At 69.8% G+C, this 16,665-nt stretch carries 17 protein-coding genes; 8 read left to right on the forward strand and 9 right to left on the reverse strand.

What is annotated here, in order from left to right; translation table 11 throughout:
- Positions 1–11: 11 nt before the first annotated feature.
- The 5 genes from ACFXK0_RS21905 to ACFXK0_RS21925 all read right to left on the reverse strand — a co-directional run bounded on the left by ACFXK0_RS21905 (position 12) and on the right by ACFXK0_RS21925 (position 4,439).
- Entirely contained in the window at positions 12–401 is a 390-nt protein-coding gene (locus ACFXK0_RS21905) for a polyketide cyclase / dehydrase and lipid transport (RefSeq protein WP_379412457.1), read from the reverse strand.
- 43 nt (positions 402–444) lie between these two features.
- On the reverse strand, positions 445–1,572 hold the full coding sequence (locus ACFXK0_RS21910; protein ID WP_379412458.1) for a glycosyltransferase family 4 protein: 1,128 nt from the start codon (positions 1,570–1,572) through the stop codon (positions 445–447).
- Positions 1,573–1,637: 65 nt separating this feature from the next.
- On the reverse strand, positions 1,638–2,651 hold the full coding sequence (locus tag ACFXK0_RS21915; RefSeq protein ID WP_379412460.1) for a peptidase MA family metallohydrolase: 1,014 nt from the start codon (positions 2,649–2,651) through the stop codon (positions 1,638–1,640).
- 8 nt (positions 2,652–2,659) lie between these two features.
- Positions 2,660–3,697: an NlpC/P60 family protein gene (locus tag ACFXK0_RS21920; protein WP_379412461.1), complete on the reverse strand. Its 1,038-nt coding sequence runs from the start codon at positions 3,695–3,697 to the stop codon at positions 2,660–2,662.
- A gap of 172 nt (positions 3,698–3,869) precedes the next feature.
- Entirely contained in the window at positions 3,870–4,439 is a 570-nt protein-coding gene (locus tag ACFXK0_RS21925) for a C40 family peptidase (protein WP_379412462.1), read from the reverse strand.
- 700 nt (positions 4,440–5,139) lie between these two features.
- Here ACFXK0_RS21925 and ACFXK0_RS21930 point away from each other — a divergent pair.
- The 3 genes from ACFXK0_RS21930 to ACFXK0_RS21940 all read left to right on the forward strand — a co-directional run bounded on the left by ACFXK0_RS21930 (position 5,140) and on the right by ACFXK0_RS21940 (position 7,994).
- Positions 5,140–6,963, forward strand: coding sequence for a DEDD exonuclease domain-containing protein (locus ACFXK0_RS21930; protein WP_379412464.1), 1,824 nt, complete (start codon positions 5,140–5,142; stop codon positions 6,961–6,963).
- A gap of 113 nt (positions 6,964–7,076) precedes the next feature.
- Positions 7,077–7,622, forward strand: a complete 546-nt coding sequence (locus ACFXK0_RS21935) for a hypothetical protein (protein ID WP_379412465.1) — start codon at positions 7,077–7,079, stop codon at positions 7,620–7,622.
- 96 nt (positions 7,623–7,718) lie between these two features.
- A complete protein-coding gene (locus ACFXK0_RS21940) occupies positions 7,719–7,994 on the forward strand; it encodes an Lrp/AsnC family transcriptional regulator (protein WP_278265520.1) in 276 nt (91 codons plus the stop codon).
- A 13-nt stretch (positions 7,995–8,007) separates the two neighbouring features.
- Here the strand turns inward: ACFXK0_RS21940 and trpD are convergent, their stop codons facing one another.
- Positions 8,008–9,069 carry an anthranilate phosphoribosyltransferase gene (gene trpD, locus ACFXK0_RS21945; RefSeq protein ID WP_379412467.1) on the reverse strand — a complete coding sequence of 354 codons (1,062 nt, stop codon included), beginning with the start codon at positions 9,067–9,069 and terminating at the stop codon, positions 8,008–8,010.
- A gap of 91 nt (positions 9,070–9,160) precedes the next feature.
- Positions 9,161–9,580, reverse strand: coding sequence for a hypothetical protein (locus ACFXK0_RS21950; protein ID WP_379412469.1), 420 nt, complete (start codon positions 9,578–9,580; stop codon positions 9,161–9,163).
- 179 nt (positions 9,581–9,759) lie between these two features.
- Here ACFXK0_RS21950 and ACFXK0_RS21955 point away from each other — a divergent pair, with 179 nt between their 5' ends.
- From ACFXK0_RS21955 to ACFXK0_RS21970, 4 genes are read left to right on the forward strand one after another with little or no spacing between them, the layout of a single operon-like run.
- Positions 9,760–10,371: a heme-copper oxidase subunit III gene (locus tag ACFXK0_RS21955; protein WP_379412470.1), complete on the forward strand. Its 612-nt coding sequence runs from the start codon at positions 9,760–9,762 to the stop codon at positions 10,369–10,371.
- 56 nt (positions 10,372–10,427) lie between these two features.
- Positions 10,428–11,291, forward strand: a complete 864-nt coding sequence (locus tag ACFXK0_RS21960; RefSeq protein WP_379412472.1) for a c-type cytochrome — start codon at positions 10,428–10,430, stop codon at positions 11,289–11,291.
- A complete protein-coding gene (locus ACFXK0_RS21965) occupies positions 11,288–12,427 on the forward strand; it encodes a ubiquinol-cytochrome c reductase iron-sulfur subunit (RefSeq protein WP_379412473.1) in 1,140 nt (379 codons plus the stop codon). The genes ACFXK0_RS21960 and ACFXK0_RS21965 overlap by 4 nt, the downstream gene beginning before the upstream one ends.
- Positions 12,424–14,037 carry a cytochrome bc complex cytochrome b subunit gene (locus ACFXK0_RS21970; RefSeq protein WP_379412474.1) on the forward strand — a complete coding sequence of 538 codons (1,614 nt, stop codon included), beginning with the start codon at positions 12,424–12,426 and terminating at the stop codon, positions 14,035–14,037. Before ACFXK0_RS21965 ends, ACFXK0_RS21970 begins: the two co-directional genes overlap by 4 nt.
- A 67-nt stretch (positions 14,038–14,104) precedes the next feature.
- Here the strand turns inward: ACFXK0_RS21970 and ACFXK0_RS21975 are convergent, their stop codons facing one another.
- Positions 14,105–14,602, reverse strand: coding sequence for a polyadenylate-specific 3'-exoribonuclease AS (locus ACFXK0_RS21975; RefSeq protein WP_379412518.1), 498 nt, complete (start codon positions 14,600–14,602; stop codon positions 14,105–14,107).
- Positions 14,603–14,772: 170 nt separating this feature from the next.
- On the opposite strand from ACFXK0_RS21975, the gene ACFXK0_RS21980 reads away from it, so the two are divergent.
- Positions 14,773–16,158: a class II 3-deoxy-7-phosphoheptulonate synthase gene (locus ACFXK0_RS21980; protein ID WP_379412476.1), complete on the forward strand. Its 1,386-nt coding sequence runs from the start codon at positions 14,773–14,775 to the stop codon at positions 16,156–16,158.
- Positions 16,159–16,178: 20 nt separating this feature from the next.
- On the opposite strand, the gene ACFXK0_RS21985 is transcribed toward ACFXK0_RS21980, so the two are convergent.
- The gene (locus ACFXK0_RS21985; RefSeq protein ID WP_379412477.1) at positions 16,179–16,664 is read right to left on the reverse strand and encodes an SRPBCC domain-containing protein; all 486 of its coding nucleotides are present in this window, start codon (positions 16,662–16,664) and stop codon (positions 16,179–16,181) included.
- Position 16,665 lies beyond the last annotated feature (1 nt).

Genomic DNA, 16,665 nt, shown 5'->3' on the forward strand with positions numbered 1-16,665 from the left:
CTGCGGCGGGGTCAGGACGCCGTGACGTGCGCGGGCGCGACACCCGCCCGACGACCGGCCTCGAGCCGTGCCTTCAGTTCGAACGACATGTCCTTGCCCGCCACCCGGCGGGCCCGGTTCGCGGCGACGAGGGCGCGCGGGGCCAGCGGTTTCGCGGGTTCGGCGTGCAGGAAGTAGTGCAGGATCGCGCCGTCGGGGACGGCTTCGAGCCACACCTCCATGGTGCCGGTCAGCCCGCCTGCCACGGTCCAGCGGATGCCCTTGTCGCCGCGGTCCTCGCGCACGTCGAGGCGCAGGTCGGGCCACCAGCGGCGCCAGTTGTTCGCGGCACTCAGCACGTCGGCGATCGCGGCGGGCGGCGCGGCGAGAAAGGTCTGATCTGCGACCTGGATACTGCTCACCTCGCTGAGCGTAGTGGACGCCACACCGGCGCAGGCCGGGGTGTCACCGCAGCAGCTCCCGCAGCCGGGCGCCGTGGCGGTCCCAGTGCCAGTTCCGCTCCACCCAGGCGCGCCCCGCCGCGCCCATCTCGGCCGCCCGGTCCCGGTCGGTGAGCAGCTCGACCAGGGCCTCGGTGATCTGCGGAACCGACCGGCCCGCGACCACGGTGCCGGTCTCGCCCTCCAGGACGGTCTCGGGGGCGCCGCCGGAATCACCGGCCACCACCGGCACGCCGGTCGCCGAGGCCTCCAGGAAGACGATGCCGAGGCCCTCGACGTCCAGGCCTGCGCCGCGGGTGCGGCACGGCATCGCGAACACGTCGGCGAGGGTGTGGTGGGCGGCCAGCTCGCCGGAGGGCACGCGACCGGTGAACACGACGCTGTCACCGACGCCGAGCGCGTCGGCCAGCGCGCGCAGCCGGGTCTCGTAGGGGCCGCCGCCCGCGATCACCAGCACCGCGCCGTCGACGCGTTCGCGGATCTCGGTCATCGCCACGATCAGCATGTCCTGGCCCTTGCGCGGGACCAGCCGCGACAGGCACAGCACGGTCGGCCGGTCACCCAGGCCGTAGCGGGCGCGCAGCTCGGCGCGAGCGGCCGGATCGGGCCGGAACTCGGCCGGGTCGACGCCGGGCGGCAGATGTTCGAGCGCGGCGCGCGGACCGAAGGCCGAGGCGAAGCGGCCGCGGGTGTACTTGCTGACGTAGGTGACCACGTCGGTGTGCTCGCCGATCGAGCGCAGCACCTGGCGCGAACCCGGCAGCATCGACCAGCCGACCTCGTGCCCGTGTGTGCTGGCGACGATGCGATCGGCGCCCGCGCGGCGCAGCACCGGCGCCATCACCGCCAGCGGGGCCGCGGCACCGAACCAGACGGTGTCGCACTCGTGCTCGCGCAGCAGCGCGCTCGCCCGCTTGACCACCGCGGGGGTCGGCAGCATGAGCGTCGTGGGGTGGCGAACCACCCGGAACTTCTGGGCGGCGTCGAACTTCTCGTGGCTGTCCCCGCGCCAGCGCGGCGCGTAGACGACCAGGTCCTCGGGCGGCAGCTGATGCGACAGTGCCTGCAGATACGACTGGATGCCGCCCGGCCGAGGCGGGAAATCGTTGGTAACCAGCAGCGTTCGGGCCATGAGTGACAACCTAACGGGTGAGCGTCGCGGACGGACTCATCGAGGGGGTGGTGACGGGGCAGTGGTCAGACGGTGTGGGCGCGCAACCAGGCCTGCCAGCCGCCGAGCAGTTCGGCGCGGGTGGTGCCGAACACGGCGGTGAAGGCGGCGTCCTGGGCGGCGGCGGATTGGGGGCCGGTCGCCAGGCGCTGGTAGAGCGCGGTGAGCCGGGCGTCGCCGTAGCGGTCGGCCAGGTAGGCGCAGGCGCTCCAGGCGGCCTCGTAGGCGTAGGGGGCGTCGGTGCCGGTGAACTCGGTGTCGGTGACCAGGTCGGTGGGCAGTGTGCCCGCGCGCAGCCGGGTGGTCAGCGTGGGCGCGATCTGGGAGAAGGTGCTGCCCTGCCCGCGCTGGGCGACGTACTCGGCGTAGCCCTCGAGCAGCCACAGCGGGGCGCCGTCGGTGGTGGCGGCCCTGGTCGCGACGTGGGTGAGTTCGTGACGCAGCAGCGTCGCCAGGCCCTCGTCGCCGACCCGGCGGCGCGCGTCGGGGTTGAACACGATGCGCTGATCGGTCGGCGTGGTGCCCGGCGGGTAGGAGCCGGTCAGCGAGACCGCGGCCACGTCGGCGGCGGCCGCGATCCCCGCCGATCTGGTCAGCGCGGTGAACTCGGTCGGGGTGCCCGCCACGACGATCGTCGGCGCGCGGTTCCAGTCACCGCCCCACACCGCGCTCACCGCGTCGATCGCCGGGGCGAGTTCCCGCTCGAGCACCGCGAGATCGGCGCGGTGCTCCGGGTGGGCGACCAGCAGCGCGTCGGGGGCGGACTCGACTGCGACCCGGCGCACCAGGATCGGGCCGTAGGGCTGCAGGTCGCGGCGCACCGGAGTCAGGCGCGGATCGTCGAGGCCCTCGGTGGTGCCGAGGACTTCGGCCTCGTCGCCGGCCAGTTGCAGCCCGCCGACATGCCGCGGCACCAGCACCAGGGCGACGCAGGCCCCGGTCAGCAGGGTGACCGAGGCGAGCGTGAGACAGAATTCGAGGCGGCCGTTGGCCGTGAGCCAGGAGCGCAGGCCCGCGGGCCGGCGAGACGGTTCGGTCACCGGCCGGCTCAGTATCGCCGGGCCGAGTGGTACGGGGTGGTGTCGATCGGGGCGACAGCGACGGGCACACCGAAGGTGGAGGCGTGCACCATCATTCCGTTGCCCGCGTAGATCCCGACGTGGGAGATGTCGGAGTAGAACAGCACCACGTCACCGGGCTGCAGCTCGTCCTTGGCCACGGGCGTACCGAAGTTCGCCTGCTGGGAACTGGTGCGCGGGACATCCTTGCCGACCTGCTTGAAGGCCCACTGCACGAGCCCGGAGCAGTCGAACTGGTCGGGGCCGGTGGCGCCCCACACGTACGGATCGCCGATCCGGGTGAGCGCGGCGGCCAGCGCGCTGGTGCCGCTGCCGGGAACCAGACCCTGCAGCAGCGAGTCCCGGTCGAAGCCGGGCGGGAAGGGTGAGCCGGCCAGGGTGGACTTGTCGCTCGCGGACAGCGCGCCCCAGGCCTCGACCACCTCGGTGGTCGCGGTGCTCAGCTCGCGGAGTTTGTTGCCGACGTCGGTGCGCACGGCCTCGGCGGCCTGGGTGGCGGTGTGCGCGGCGTCGGCGGCGGTGCGGGCGACGGTTTCGGCGCCGGTCGCCACGTCGACGGCCTTCTTGAACTCGCGCACCTGATCGGCGGTCTGCTGGGCGATCACGTCCAGCGTCGACATCTTGTCCAGCAGCTGCTGGGGCGAATTGCTCGACAGCACCGCGAACATGCGGTCGGTGCGCGCGCCGGTATAGGTGGCGATCGCGGTGCGATCGATCATCGGCTGGAACTTGCGCACTTCGGCGCGGGCGGCGTCGGCGACCGCGGTGGCCGCGGCGAGCTGGTCGTCGGCTGCCTGCTGCACCGTCAGTTTGGCGTCGAGATCGGTCTGGGCGTTGAGCGCGGCCTGGTTGAGCTGCTCGGCCTGCCGGGACAGCTCGATCATCCGGGCGATCGCGTCGGTGGCGGTGGTCGGCAGGGCGACCGGATCGGCGAGCGCTGGACCAGCGGAATAGGCGGCGCACACCAGGAACGTGCCGGTCAGGACTGCTGTGAAGCCACGCGCCACGCGCGAATTCCGGTGGTGTGCAGTCACAGTGCCCTGTGCCCCGTTCTGTTGTTGGGTCCCGTCTGACACGAAGGTCTCGATCAGGTTACGGAACCGCGTATGTCGTGTCCAGTAGGCCACGAAGGGGTCACAGTGCGCCCTTCCCCGCGAAAAGCGCACCGTGCCCGGCCGGTCAGAAGCGGCGAGCGCCCGCGAACGGCATCGAGGAGATCGGCGCCAGCTGCACCGGGGTGCCCGCGGTGGAGGCGTGCACGACATTGCCGTCGCCGGCGTAGAGGCCCGAGTGGCCGCCGCCGTAGAACGACACCATGTCGCCGGGCTGCAGGTCGTCGAAGGCGACCGGCATGCCGGCGCCGAGCTGGGCGCCGCTGGTGCGCGGCACCGAGACACCGGCCTGGGCGTAGGACCACTGGACCAGGCCCGAGCAGTCGAAGGCGTTCGGGCCCGCGGCGCCGTAGACGTAGGGGGAACCGATCTTGCTCATCGCCGCATCGAGGGCGATATCGGCGGCGGTGGCGCGCGGCGCGGTGAAGGCCTGCGGCACGGACGGGGTCTCGATGCCGGGGATACCCTGCGGCAGCGGGATCTCGTTGGGCACCTCGAAGGTGCCGATGCCGGGCACGGTCACGGGCGTCGCCGACGCGGGAGCGGCCGGCAGGAGGAACGCGCCGATGGTGGCAGCGCCGACGGCTCCGGCGGCAACGGCACGCTGCGCCTGACGCTTGACGGTGTTGGTCGCCATGATGCGGGTACTTCCAATCTGCCCCACGACGCCGGGTCCGTATGACGCGGCGGGCTTCATCGCGCTGCGGTCGTCGTCGACTGCGGCGGACTCCGTGAGGTCTCGAAAAGGTTACGAAGACATCACGGTGGTTTGTAAAGTCGGACATCGGTCCGAAAGGCAATTCGGGGGATCTGCCCGTACTTTGTGTGCGAGCTGCATCACACCAATCACGAAACGATAACTCCAGGTCGGGTGCGCGGGGTTTCCGGTGTCGCGCCGGGCGCGTCGCGAAGGGCTTGTTCGCGGCCTATTGGTCTACCCCTAGGGGTGAATCTCCAGGTCGCTTCCGCGCGTCGGCGGTTGAGTAGGTCAATTGCCCAGTCTCGCCCCCGCCGGGCGCGCCGGGTGTTCCGGCGGTCGACGATCGGTAATCGGTCTTACCCAATGAAATTCGGTTCGGTCATGTGACGTTCGGCAAACTGTGAGCCCGGTCTCATTCATCTCTGCTCGGGGTCATTTTGTTCGCCTCGGAACGAACGTCTCGCGCCGAATTACCGCCAGCGAGCGTCGCGACCGTCCGGCCGATCAGGTCCCGATGGGTGGGACCCGAGGTTTCCGGTCCCGCGAAACCCGGTGCGGCGCCCGGGAAGCGGTGCCGAACTCCGCGGACACCCGTTCCGGGGCGAAGTTGTCGGACCTTCGTCCTACGCTGCCGATCGTGCCCGAGCCCGTACTCCCAGCTGCTGCCCGACAGCTGGCCTTCGACGAACTCGATACGCCGCTCTACGACACCACGTTCGTCGTCGTCGACCTGGAGACGACCGGGACCAGCCCGGAGGGGGACTCGATCACCGAGATCGGGGCGGTGAAGGTGCGCGGGGGAGAAGTGCTGGGGGAGTTCGCGACGCTGGTGGATCCGGGGTTCGCGATTCCGCCGGCGATCGTGCAGATCACCGGGATCACCACCGCCATGGTGTACGGGGCGCCGCGGATCGAGGCCGTGCTGCCCGGGTTCCTCGAATTCGCGCAGGGTGCGGTGCTGGTGGCGCACAATGCCCGCTTCGACACCGCGTTCCTCAAAGCCGCCGCGGCCCGCCAGGACCTCGAGTGGCCGAATCCGCAGGTGCTGTGCACGGTCAAACTGGCCCGGCGGGTACTCACCAGGGACGAGGCGCCCTCGGCGCGGCTCGGGGTGCTCGCCCGGATCCTGGGCGCGTCGACCACCCCGACGCACCGCGCCCTCGACGACGCCCGCGCCACCGTCGACGTGCTGCACGCGCTGATCGCCCGGGTCGGCAATCAGGGCGTGCACAGCCTGACCGAGCTGCTCGACTACCTGCCCGGCGTCACCGGCACCCAGCGCGCCAAACGCACCTTCGCCGGTGACCTGCCCGCCGCGCCCGGGGTGTATCTGTTCCGTGGACCGTCCGACGAAGTCCTCTATATAGGGACCGCCGTCAACCTGCGCCGCCGCGTGCGCACCTACTTCACCGGTTCGGAGACCCGCGGCCGGATGAAAGAGATGGTGGCACTGGCGAATCGGGTCGACCATGTGGTGTGCGCGCACGGCCTCGAAGCCGGGGTCCGCGAGCTGCGGCTGCTCGCCGCGCACGCACCGCCCTACAACCGGCGCTCGAAGTTTCCCCGGCGCGGCTGGTGGCTCACCCTCAGCGACGAACCGTTCCCCCGGCTGGTGGCGGTCCGCACGCCGACCCGAACCGCGGTTGGTCCGTTCGGATCCCGGACCGACGCCGTCGACGTGGCCGCCACGATCGCCGAGTTCGCCGGACTGCGGACCTGCACCACCCGCCTCACCCGCGCGGCCCGGCACACCTGCCCGCCCGCGGTCGTCGGCGGTTGCCCGGCCGCCCGCCCCGGGTCCGACCTGGACGCCACCGGCTACGCCCCGGCCGTGGACGCGGTGCGCGACCTGCTCACCGGCCGCTCCGACACGCTGCTGCGCGCCATGCTCGACCGCATCGAAACCTACTGCGCTGCCGAACATTTCGAGGCCGCCGCCCGCCTGCGCGACCGCACCGCCGCCGTCGTCACCACGGTGCGCCGCACCCAGCGCCTCACCGCCCTGGCCCGCCTCGCCGAACTGACCGTCGCCCTGCCCGACGGCGCGGGCGGCTGGGAGTTCTCGGTGATCCGCTACGGCCGCCTGGCCGCCGCGGGCACCGCCCGGCGCGGCACCCCACCGATGGCGGTCGTCGACCAGCTCCTCGCGTCCGCCGAAACCGTCCTCCCCGACCTGGGCGGCGCCACGGCCGCCGACCTCCCCTCGGCGCCGCCATACGCCGGTCTCGGCGACTGCGGAACCCCGCCGGAGGACGACATCCCACCGTTGCGTGGCGCGCCGCCCGAGGAACTCGGTGTCATCGCCCGCTGGCTGGCCAAGCCCGGCGCCCGCATCGTCCACACCAGCGAGGGCTACCGCGAACCCTTGCACGGCGCTGCGCGCTGGGCCGCCTGGGCACAGCGGGCGAGGACGGCGGCCACGGCACGCACCGAGGCCGAGGAATACCTCGCCGAGCGCTGAGCACGCGGTGGGCCGAGAGCAGGTACCGCGCGGTGCGCCGACGGGCGATCCGGGATCATGGATGCGACGCCACGGGAGCGTGGCTGCGCGATGGACGAAAGGGCTGACGGCCGATGTTTGTGAAGGTGTGTGGGCTGACCACCGAGGAACAGATCGACTGGGCGGTCGAGCTCGGGTATTCCGCGATCGGGGTCATGGTCACGGCCAAGAGCAAGCGGTATCGCACGCCGGAGCGGGCGCGGGCGCTGGCGGCGTACGCGCGCGGGCGGATCAGCACCTTCGCCGTGGCGCTGGAACAGCACGAGGTCGCCGAGGTGGCCGACGCGTTCGATGTCGTGCAGCTGTACCAGTGGGCTGATCTGCCGAACCTGGCGTTCTGCTCGTCGAACCCGCCGGAGCCGGGGCAGACCAGCGAATACTTCTTCTACGACGCCAGCGCGGGCTCGGGGGTCTTCGAGGAGTTCCCCGAGTGGGTGCGCGCGCTACCGGGCAAGGTCGTGCTGGCCGGCGGGCTCGACGCGGACAATGTCGCCGACACCATCGCCAGGCACCGGCCGTTCGGCGTCGATGTGTCCAGTTCGGTGGAAACGGCGCCCGGGATCAAGAGCTACGAGCTGATGCGCCGGTTCAAAGGGGCCACCGAACGCCCGAAGTTCTAGGCGTACCTCCGCATCCGCTCCGGCCATGCGCGAGGGATAGGCCATGCGCGAGGGATAGCGGAGCGCGGTCGCCCCTGTGCTCATTAGGCTGATCCCATGATTACCGCGATCGTGCTGATCCAGGCCGAGAACTCTCGCATCCCCGAGACCGCGCAGGCCCTCGCCGACACCGCCGGAGTCGCCGAGGTGTACTCCTGCGCGGGCGATGTGGACCTGATCGCGATCGTGCGGGTGCGCGATCACGAACGCATCGCCGAAGTGGTCACCGGCGGCATCGACAAGGTGCCCGGCGTGGTCCGCACCACCACCCACATCGCCTTCAAGTCCTACTCCAGCGCCGACGTGGAAGCCGGATTCTCGCTGGGGGAGTGAGGCTTTCGTGCGCTCAGGCCTCGTCGAGGGCCTGGGTCAGCTCGGCCCAGCTCTGCAGCAGCTTCGCCGCCGCGCCGCTGTCCACCGCGGCGGCGGCGCGCGCGATACCCGCGGTCAGCGCGGCGTCCAGATCCAGATCGGCATCGCCGACCCCGCGCGAGAGGTCGTAGGCCACGATCGCCGCGGCCGAGTTCAGCAGCACCGCGTCGCGCACCGCGCCGGGCGCCCCGGCGAACACCTCCCGCGCGATCTTCGCGTTGTCCTGGGCGTCACCGCCGCGCAGCGCGTCCAGATCGACGCGGGGGATACCCAAGGTGGTCGGGTCGAGCACGGTCTGCCGGATGCGTCCCCCGCTGACGATCCACACATCGGTGCTGTCGGAAGTGGTGATCTCGTCGAGGCCGTCGCGGCCACGCACCACCAGCGCGCTGGCGGCCCGTTCCGCGAAGACGCCCGCGATCACCGGCGCCAGGTCGGCGAACGCGCAGCCGATCAGGCCCGCGCGCGGCTGCGCCGGGTTGGTGAGCGGGCCGAGCACGTTGAACACGGTCGGGATGCCGATCTCCTTGCGCGCCGGACCGGCGAAACGCAGCCCCGAATGGAACAGCGGCGCGAAACAGAAACCGATCCCCGTCTCGCGCACCGAGCGCGCCACCGATTCGGGGCCCAGCGCCAGCTTCACGCCCAGTGCCTCGAGCACATCGGCGCCACCGGCCTTGGAGGAGGCGGCCCGGTTGCCGTGCTTGACCACCGGCACGCCACTGGCCGCCACCACCACCGAGGACATGGTAGAGATATTGACCGACCCGGACCGGTCGCCGCCGGTGCCGACGATGTCGACCGCGTCGCCGTCGACCTGGACCAGGCGCGCGTGCCCGAGCATGCCCGTCACCATGCCGCCCAGCTCGGTGGGGGTGGGGCCCTTGATCTTCATGGCCACGCCGAAGGCCGCGATCTGGGCCGGGGTGGCGTTGTCGGTGAAGATCTCGTCGATCACCCAGGTGGTGTCGTCCGCGGCCAGGTCGCCACCGTCGGCGAGGGTTCCGAGCACCTGGGGCCAGCTGCGCACGCTCATCTGCTCCGCATCTTTCGTTCGACGACACCGTCGCGCCACTCTGACCGGGCACGGTGGGGTAGCGCAACCGGGAATCGCGCCGGTGCCGAGTTTAAGGGGCGGGCCGCGGCGGCTGCAGTGCGTCCCAGCCGTCGGCGACACCGTCGTGGCGCTGGGCCAGCCCGGCCATCCGCGAGCGCTCCTGCGAACAGCTCAGCGGGTCGAGCACCTGGACGCGCTGCAGGACGACCGGCACCAGGCCGTCGACGGCCTCGGCGGACGTCCCGGCCCGCCGGTACCCGTCGTAGCCGGCGATCTCGCAGGCCGCGTCGAGCTGCTCGGCGGGCAGACGCAGGTGATGGCGCAGCACCGCCTCGGCCTCCCGATCGAGCTCGGTGGCGCGATCCAGCGCGGTCGACGCCGATTCGACGTCGTCGAAACTGGACGCGACCACTATCAGATCGGCCCGTGCCGGGTCGAGCGCCTCGGCGTGCCCGCCGAACAACCGCCGCCACATCCGCACCACGACCATGCCCGCCTCCTCTTCTCAGGTTGTCCACACACAACGCTGTCACAATGGGTCGTCGCGGGACAGTCGCCAACACGCCGACGGCGGCCTCGGACCCACTCTGTACGTGGGTTTTCCGATTCCCGCGACAAACTTTCGTACCCGGGTACAGCTGTCGTACTACGAAGAGTCATACTTACCCCGTGACGACCGCAGTAGGCACCCCAGGATCGGCCATTACTCAGCGTGTGCATTCGCTGAACCGGCCCAACATGGTCAGCGTCGGAACCATCATCTGGCTGTCGAGCGAGCTGATGTTCTTCGCCGGCCTCTTCGCCATGTACTTCGTTGCGCGCGCGCAGGCGCACGGCAACTGGCCCCCGGAGCCGACCGAGCTGAACCTCGGCCTGGCCGTTCCGGTGACGGCCGTGCTGGTCGCATCGTCGTTCACGTGCCAGATGGGTGTGTTCGCCGCCGAGAAGGGCGACGTGTTCGGCCTCCGTCGCTGGTACATGATCACCCTGCTGATGGGCGCGTTCTTCGTCGCCGGCCAGGGTTACGAGTACTACCACCTGGTGCACGAGGGCACCACGATCGCCGGTAGCTCCTACGGCTCGGTCTTCTACATCACCACCGGCTTCCACGGTCTGCACGTGATCGGCGGTCTGATCGCGTTCGTGTTCCTGCTGATCCGCACCACGCTGAGCAAGTTCACGCCCGCGCAGGCCACCGCCGCCATCGTGGTGTCCTACTACTGGCACTTCGTCGACATCGTGTGGATCGGGCTGTTCGCCACGATCTACTTCGTCCGCTAGCGCGCGGGCGCACAGCATTTGCAGAAGTCGGTTCCGTCTACTCCAAAGGGACACAGATGAGTTCATCTCCCCCGTCGGCCCCAGAGCCCGCTGGCCCCGGCACCGGTCAGGCCGCCAAGACGCGTAAGCAGCGTCGCGCCCGCCGTCGTATCGCGGGTGCGCTCGCGCTGATGGTCGGCTTGGTCGGAGCCGGCTTCCTGGCCACCGCGCTCACCCCCGAGCCGCAGGTCGCCACCGCGCACGAGGACCAGTCCGCGCTCATCCGCGAGGGCAACCAGCTCTACGACACCTCCTGCATCACCTGCCACGGCGCGAACCTGCAGGGTGTGCCGGACCGTGGCCCCAGCCTGATCGGTGTCGGCGAGGCCGCGGTCTACTTCCAGGTCTCCACCGGCCGCATGCCGATGGCGTCCAACAGTGCCCAGGCACCGCGCAAGCCGGAGAAGTTCGACGCGCATCAGACCGACGCGCTGGGCGCCTACGTGGCCGCCAACGGCGGTGGTCCCTCGGTGATCCGCGACGCGAACGGTGAGATCGCCCAGGAATCGCTGCGTGGCGACGACATCGCCCGCGGCTCGGAGCTGTTCCGCATGAACTGCGCCTCCTGCCACAACTTCACCGCCCGTGGTGGCGCGCTCTCCGGTGGCAAGTTCGCGCCGGCGCTGGCGGAGGCCAACGAGGCGCAGATCTACAACGCGATGGTGACCGGGCCGCAGAACATGCCCAAGTTCTCCGACCGGCAGCTCACGCCGGAGGAGAAGCGCGACATCGTCGCCTACGTCAAGAACGCGGCCGAAGAGAAGTCGCCCGGCGGCTGGGACCTGGGCGGTTTCGGCCCGGCGACCGAAGGCCTCGCCATCTGGGTCATCGGCATCACCGCCGTGGTCGGCGCCGCGATGTGGATCGGATCCCGATCATGAGTGGACAGGAGCGAAGCGACATGGGTCGCGAACCCACCGAGGACGAACTGGACGCGATGTCGCGTGACGAGCTCGTCGAGCTCGGCACCGCACGTGACGATGTCGAGGTCGTGTACCGCAACGAGCGGTGGCCCACGCCCGGCACCCGGGCCGAGAAGCGCGCCGAACGTGCCGTCACGTTCTGGTTCGCGATCTCCGGCCTCGCTGCCGCCGCGCTGATCGGTGTCTTCCTGTTCTGGCCCTGGGAATGGAAGGGCAACCGGCAGGACGGCCACCAGGCCTACGCGCTGTTCACCCCGCTGGTCGGCCTGACCTTCGGTATCTCGGTGCTGGTCATCGGTATCGCCGTGGTGCTGATCCGCAAGCGGTTCATCCCCGCCGAGATCTCCATCCAGCAGCGCCACGACGGCCCGTCCGACGAGGTCGAGCGCCGCACCCTGGCGGCCGAGCTGCAGGACGCGCTGGATTCCTCCACCCTGGGCCGCCGCAAGATGATGCTCGGTACCGCGGGCGCCGGTGTCGGCGTGCTCGGTATCGGCGCGCTGCTGGTGTTCGTCGGCGGCATGGTCAAGAACCCGTGGGCCAAGGGCGACAAGTCGCCGCTGTGGGTCTCGGGCTGGACCCCGGACTACCCGGGCGAGACCATCTACATCCGCCGCGACACCGGTCGCCCGCAGGATGTCGTGCTGGTGCGTCCGGAAGACCTGGACGCGGGCGCCATGGAGACCGTGTTCCCCTGGAAAGAGAAGTGGCGCGGCGACGAGCACGAGACGCTGCAGTCGCTGCGTGGCATCCGCAACGCGGTCATGCTGATCCGGCTGCGCACCGCCGACGCCGAGAAGGCGATCAAGCGTAAGGGCCAGGAGAGCTTCAACTTCGGCGACTACTTCGCCTACTCGAAGATCTGCACCCACCTCGGTTGCCCCACCTCGCTGTTCGAGCAGCAGACCAACCGGATCCTGTGCCCCTGCCACCAGTCGCAGTTCTCGGCGACCGAGTGGGGTAAGCCGGTCTTCGGTCCCGCTGCCCGGGCACTGCCGCAGCTGCCGATCACCGTCAACTCCGAGGGCTTCCTGGTCGCCAACGGCGACTTCATCGAGCCGCTCGGCCCGGCCTTCTGGGAGCGTCGTTCATGAGCCAGGCGAATGAGATGGACGAGCGGTATCGCGCCGCCGCGTTCGTGAAGCGGTCGATCAACAAGGTCTTCCCGACCCATTGGTCGTTCCTGCTCGGTGAGATCGCGCTGTACGCGTTCATCATCCTGCTGCTGTCGGGTATCTACCTGACGCTGTACTTCGACCCGTCGATGGCGCACGTGACCTACGACGGCGCCTACCAGCCGCTGCGCGGCGTCGGCATGTCGCGGGCCTACGAGACCGCGCTCAACATCTCCTTCGAGGTGCGCGGCGGTCTGTTCGTCCGGCAGATCCACCACTGGGCGGCGCTGCTGTTCGCGGCGTCGATCATCATCCACCTGTTCCGCATCTTCTTCACCGGCGCGTTCCGCAAGCCGCGTGAGGCGAACTGGGTGATCGGCTCGCTGCTGCTGATCCTGGCGATGTTCGAGGGCTTCTTCGGCTACTCGCTGCCCGACGATCTGCTCTCCGGTACCGGTCTGCGCGCCGCGTTCTCCGGCATCACCATCGGTGTCCCGGTCGTCGGTACCTGGCTGCACTGGCTGATGTTCGGCGGCGACTTCCCCGGCGACATCATCATCCCGCGTCTCTACATCGCGCACGTGCTGCTGCTGCCCGGCATCATCCTGGCGTTGATCGGCGCGCACGTCGCGCTGGTCTGGTACCAGAAGCACACCCAGTTCCCCGGCCCGGGCCGGACCGAGAACAACGTGGTCGGCGCGCGCATCGTGCCGGTGTTCGCCGCGGACCAGGGCGCGTTCTTCGCGTTCACCCTCGGCATCGTCGGCATCATGGGTGGTGTCCTGCAGATCAACCCGATCTGGAACCTGGGCCCGTACAACCCGTCGCAGGTCTCGGCGGGTTCACAGCCCGACTTCTACATGATGTGGACCGACGGCATGGCGCGCCTGATGCCGCCGTGGGAGATCTACCTGGGCAACTACACGATCCCGGCGGTGTTCTGGGTCGCCCTGGTCATGGGTCTGGTGTTCACGCTGCTGATCGCCTACCCGTGGATCGAGAAGCGTCTCACCAACGACCACACGGCGCATCACAACCTGCTCCAGCGTCCGCGCGACGTGCCGGTCCGTACCGCCATCGGTGCCATGGCCATCGCGTTCTACGTGGTGCTCACGCTCTCGTGTGTCAACGACATCATCGCCTTCAAGTTCGACATCTCGCTGAACGCGACCACCTGGATCGGTCGTATCGGCGTGCTGCTCGCGCCGCCGATCGCGTACTTCGTGACCTACCGGTTCTGCATCGGCCTGCAGCGCAGTGACCGGGCGGTGCTCGAGCACGGCATCGAGACCGGTGTCATCAAGCGCCTGCCGCACGGTGAGTACATCGAGGTGCACCAGCCGCTGGGCCCGGTCGACGACCACGGCCACCCGATCCCGCTGGAGTACCAGGGCGCCGCGGTGCCGAAGAAGATGAACAAGCTGGGTTCGGCCGGCAAGCCGGGTCTGGGCAGCTTCCTGCGCGCCGACCCCAAGGCCGAGTCCGACGCCTACTTCGAACTCGAGGAATCCGACGAGCACCGCATGCTCGCCGCCCTCGCCGAGGAGCAGGCCCGCGCCCACGGTGGCGGCGACTCGCACGGTCACTGACCGAGCGACGCGCGAACACACGAAGGCCCCGAACCGAATCCGGTTCGGGGCCTTCGCGCGTCGGTGGTCAGAGCCGCGGCGTGCGGCGGTGGGCTTCGATCGCGTCGAACTTGGCCAGGTTGTGGCGGGCGTCGGCGAGGGCGTCGTGGGCGTCACCGGGGATCGGGGGCAGTTCCGGGCTGCCGTGTGCGACCCAGTGCTGACGCAATTCGTTGGTGTAGCGCGGCATCTCCTTGGGCAGGGCGGTCATGTCGCCCCACAGCTGGCACAGCGCGACGTGATCGTAGGCGGCGACCCAGGCCCACAGTTCCGGCTGCACACTCGCGCGCGGCACGAAGAACTTGTACAAGTCGTCGCGGATCTGGGCCCTGGTGCGATACAGCGGCGATCCCGCGGGCGGCAATTTGGGCAGCACATGTTTGCGGACCCATGGACCGGCGCGCCCCGCGTCGAATTCGGTCGAGACGGCGTAGTACTCGCGACCGTCCTCACACACCACACCGATCGAGACCAGATCGATGGTGGTGCCGTCCTCGATGAATTCGGAATCGTAGAAATATCGCAGGGAGATCGCCTCTTCGTGCCGGTGGGAGGCCCACGACGGCGTGGACCCTGACCCACGATGGGTCGGGAAAACCCTATGACGGCACGTCGCGCGCACTGCGCACGGGTCGGTGCGCACCTCGCGCGAAGTCCCGATATCCGCGAGCCGGTCCGGGTACGTATTCTGATCTGGTGACCTGGACCGTCGACGTACCCATTGACCGCCTGCCGGAGCTGCCGCCGCTGCCTGAGGACCTGCGCAGGCGCCTGGACGGCGCGCTGGCCCGCCCCGCCCTGCAGCAGCCGTCCTGGGACGCCGACGAGGCCGCCACGATGCGCACGGTGCTCGAGAGCGTGCCGCCGATCTGCCTGCCCGCCGAGGTGGAGGAACTCAAGACCCAGCTGGCCGCCGTGGCCCGCGGCGAAGCCTTCCTCATGCAGGGCGGTGACTGCGCGGAAACCTTCGCCGACAACACCGAACCGCACATCCGCGGCAATATCCGCACCCTGCTGCAGATGGCCGTCGTGCTCACCTACGGCGCCAGCCTGCCGGTGGTGAAGGTGGCCCGCATCGCGGGCCAGTACGCCAAGCCGCGCTCCTCCGACACCGATGCCCTCGGGCTCACCTCCTACCGCGGCGACATGGTCAACTCGCTGGTCGCCGACCAGCAGCTGCGCCGCCACGACCCCTCCCGCCTGGTCCGCGCCTACGCCAACGCCAGCGCCGCGATGAACCTGGTCCGCGCGCTCACCAGCGCGGGCATGGCAGACCTGCACAAGGTGCACGACTGGAACCGCGATTTCGTCGCCCAGTCACCGGCGGGCGCCCGCTATGAGGCGCTGGCCGAGGAGATCGACCGCGGCCTGCGCTTCATGACCGCCTGCCAGGTCAACGACCCGAGCCTGAAATCGGCCCGCATCTACGCCTCACACGAGGCACTGGTGCTCGACTACGAGCGCGCCATGCTGCGGCTGAGCGAGTCCGAGACCGGCGAACCGCTGCTCTACGACCTCTCCGCGCACTTCCTGTGGATCGGTGAACGCACCCGTCAGCTCGACGGCGCCCACATCGCGCTGGCCGAGCTGCTCGCCAACCCGATCGGCCTCAAGATCGGCCCGACCACCACCCCCGACCAGGCGGTGGAGTACGTCGAACGGCTCGACCCCAACAACGAGCCGGGCCGGCTCACCCTGGTCGCCCGGATGGGCAACGGCAAGGTCCGCGAGGTGCTGCCGCCCATCATCGAGAAGGTCCAGGCCACCGGCCACCAGGTGATCTGGCAGTGCGACCCCATGCACGGCAACACTCACGAGTCCTCCACCGGCTTCAAGACCCGCCACTTCGACCGCATCGTCGACGAGGTGCAGGGCTTCTTCGAGGTGCACCACGCGCTGGGCACCCACCCCGGCGGCCTGCACATCGAGCTGACCGGCGAGAACGTCACCGAATGCCTCGGCGGCGCCCAGGACATCTCCGACCTGGACCTCGAGGACCGCTACGAAACGGCCTGCGACCCCCGCCTCAATACCCAGCAGTCCCTGGAGCTGTCGTTCCTCGTGGCGGAAATGCTGCGGTGAGCGGCGGGGGTCGGTAGGGCTCAGCTCGCTACCAGGCCGTCGATCTGGTTGATGGCGCCGGTGGCGCCTTCGACTACGCCCATGTCGAGTACCTTCTGCAGGCCCTCGGCGCTGTCGTAGACGCTCACATAGACGGCGGTGGTGCGGCCGGCGGTTTCGGTGAAGGTGTAGGTGTTGGTGGAGACGGGCATCGTGGGGACGGGGTTGTAGTTCTCGTCGGCGAAGCCGTCCTTGAAGCTGAAGCCGGTGGGTTCGTCGACGGCGACGATCTCCCAGTAACCGGCGAACTTCTCGCCTTCGGGGGAGGTCATGAAGTAGGTGACCCGGCCGCCGGGGGCGAGCGAATGTTCGACCACGGTCGCCGGGTAGGTGGGCGGGCCCCAGATCTTCTCCAGCTGGCGCGGGTCGGCGTAGACCTGCCAGATCCGCTCGCGGGGGGCCGCGAATTCGGCGGTGATGGTCAGGGTGCGGGTGTCGAGATCGTGGCTGACGTCGGTGACGGGCATG

The organism is Nocardia sp. NPDC059177, from assembly GCF_042755165.1.
Classification (GTDB): Bacteria; Actinomycetota; Actinomycetes; order Mycobacteriales; family Mycobacteriaceae; genus Nocardia.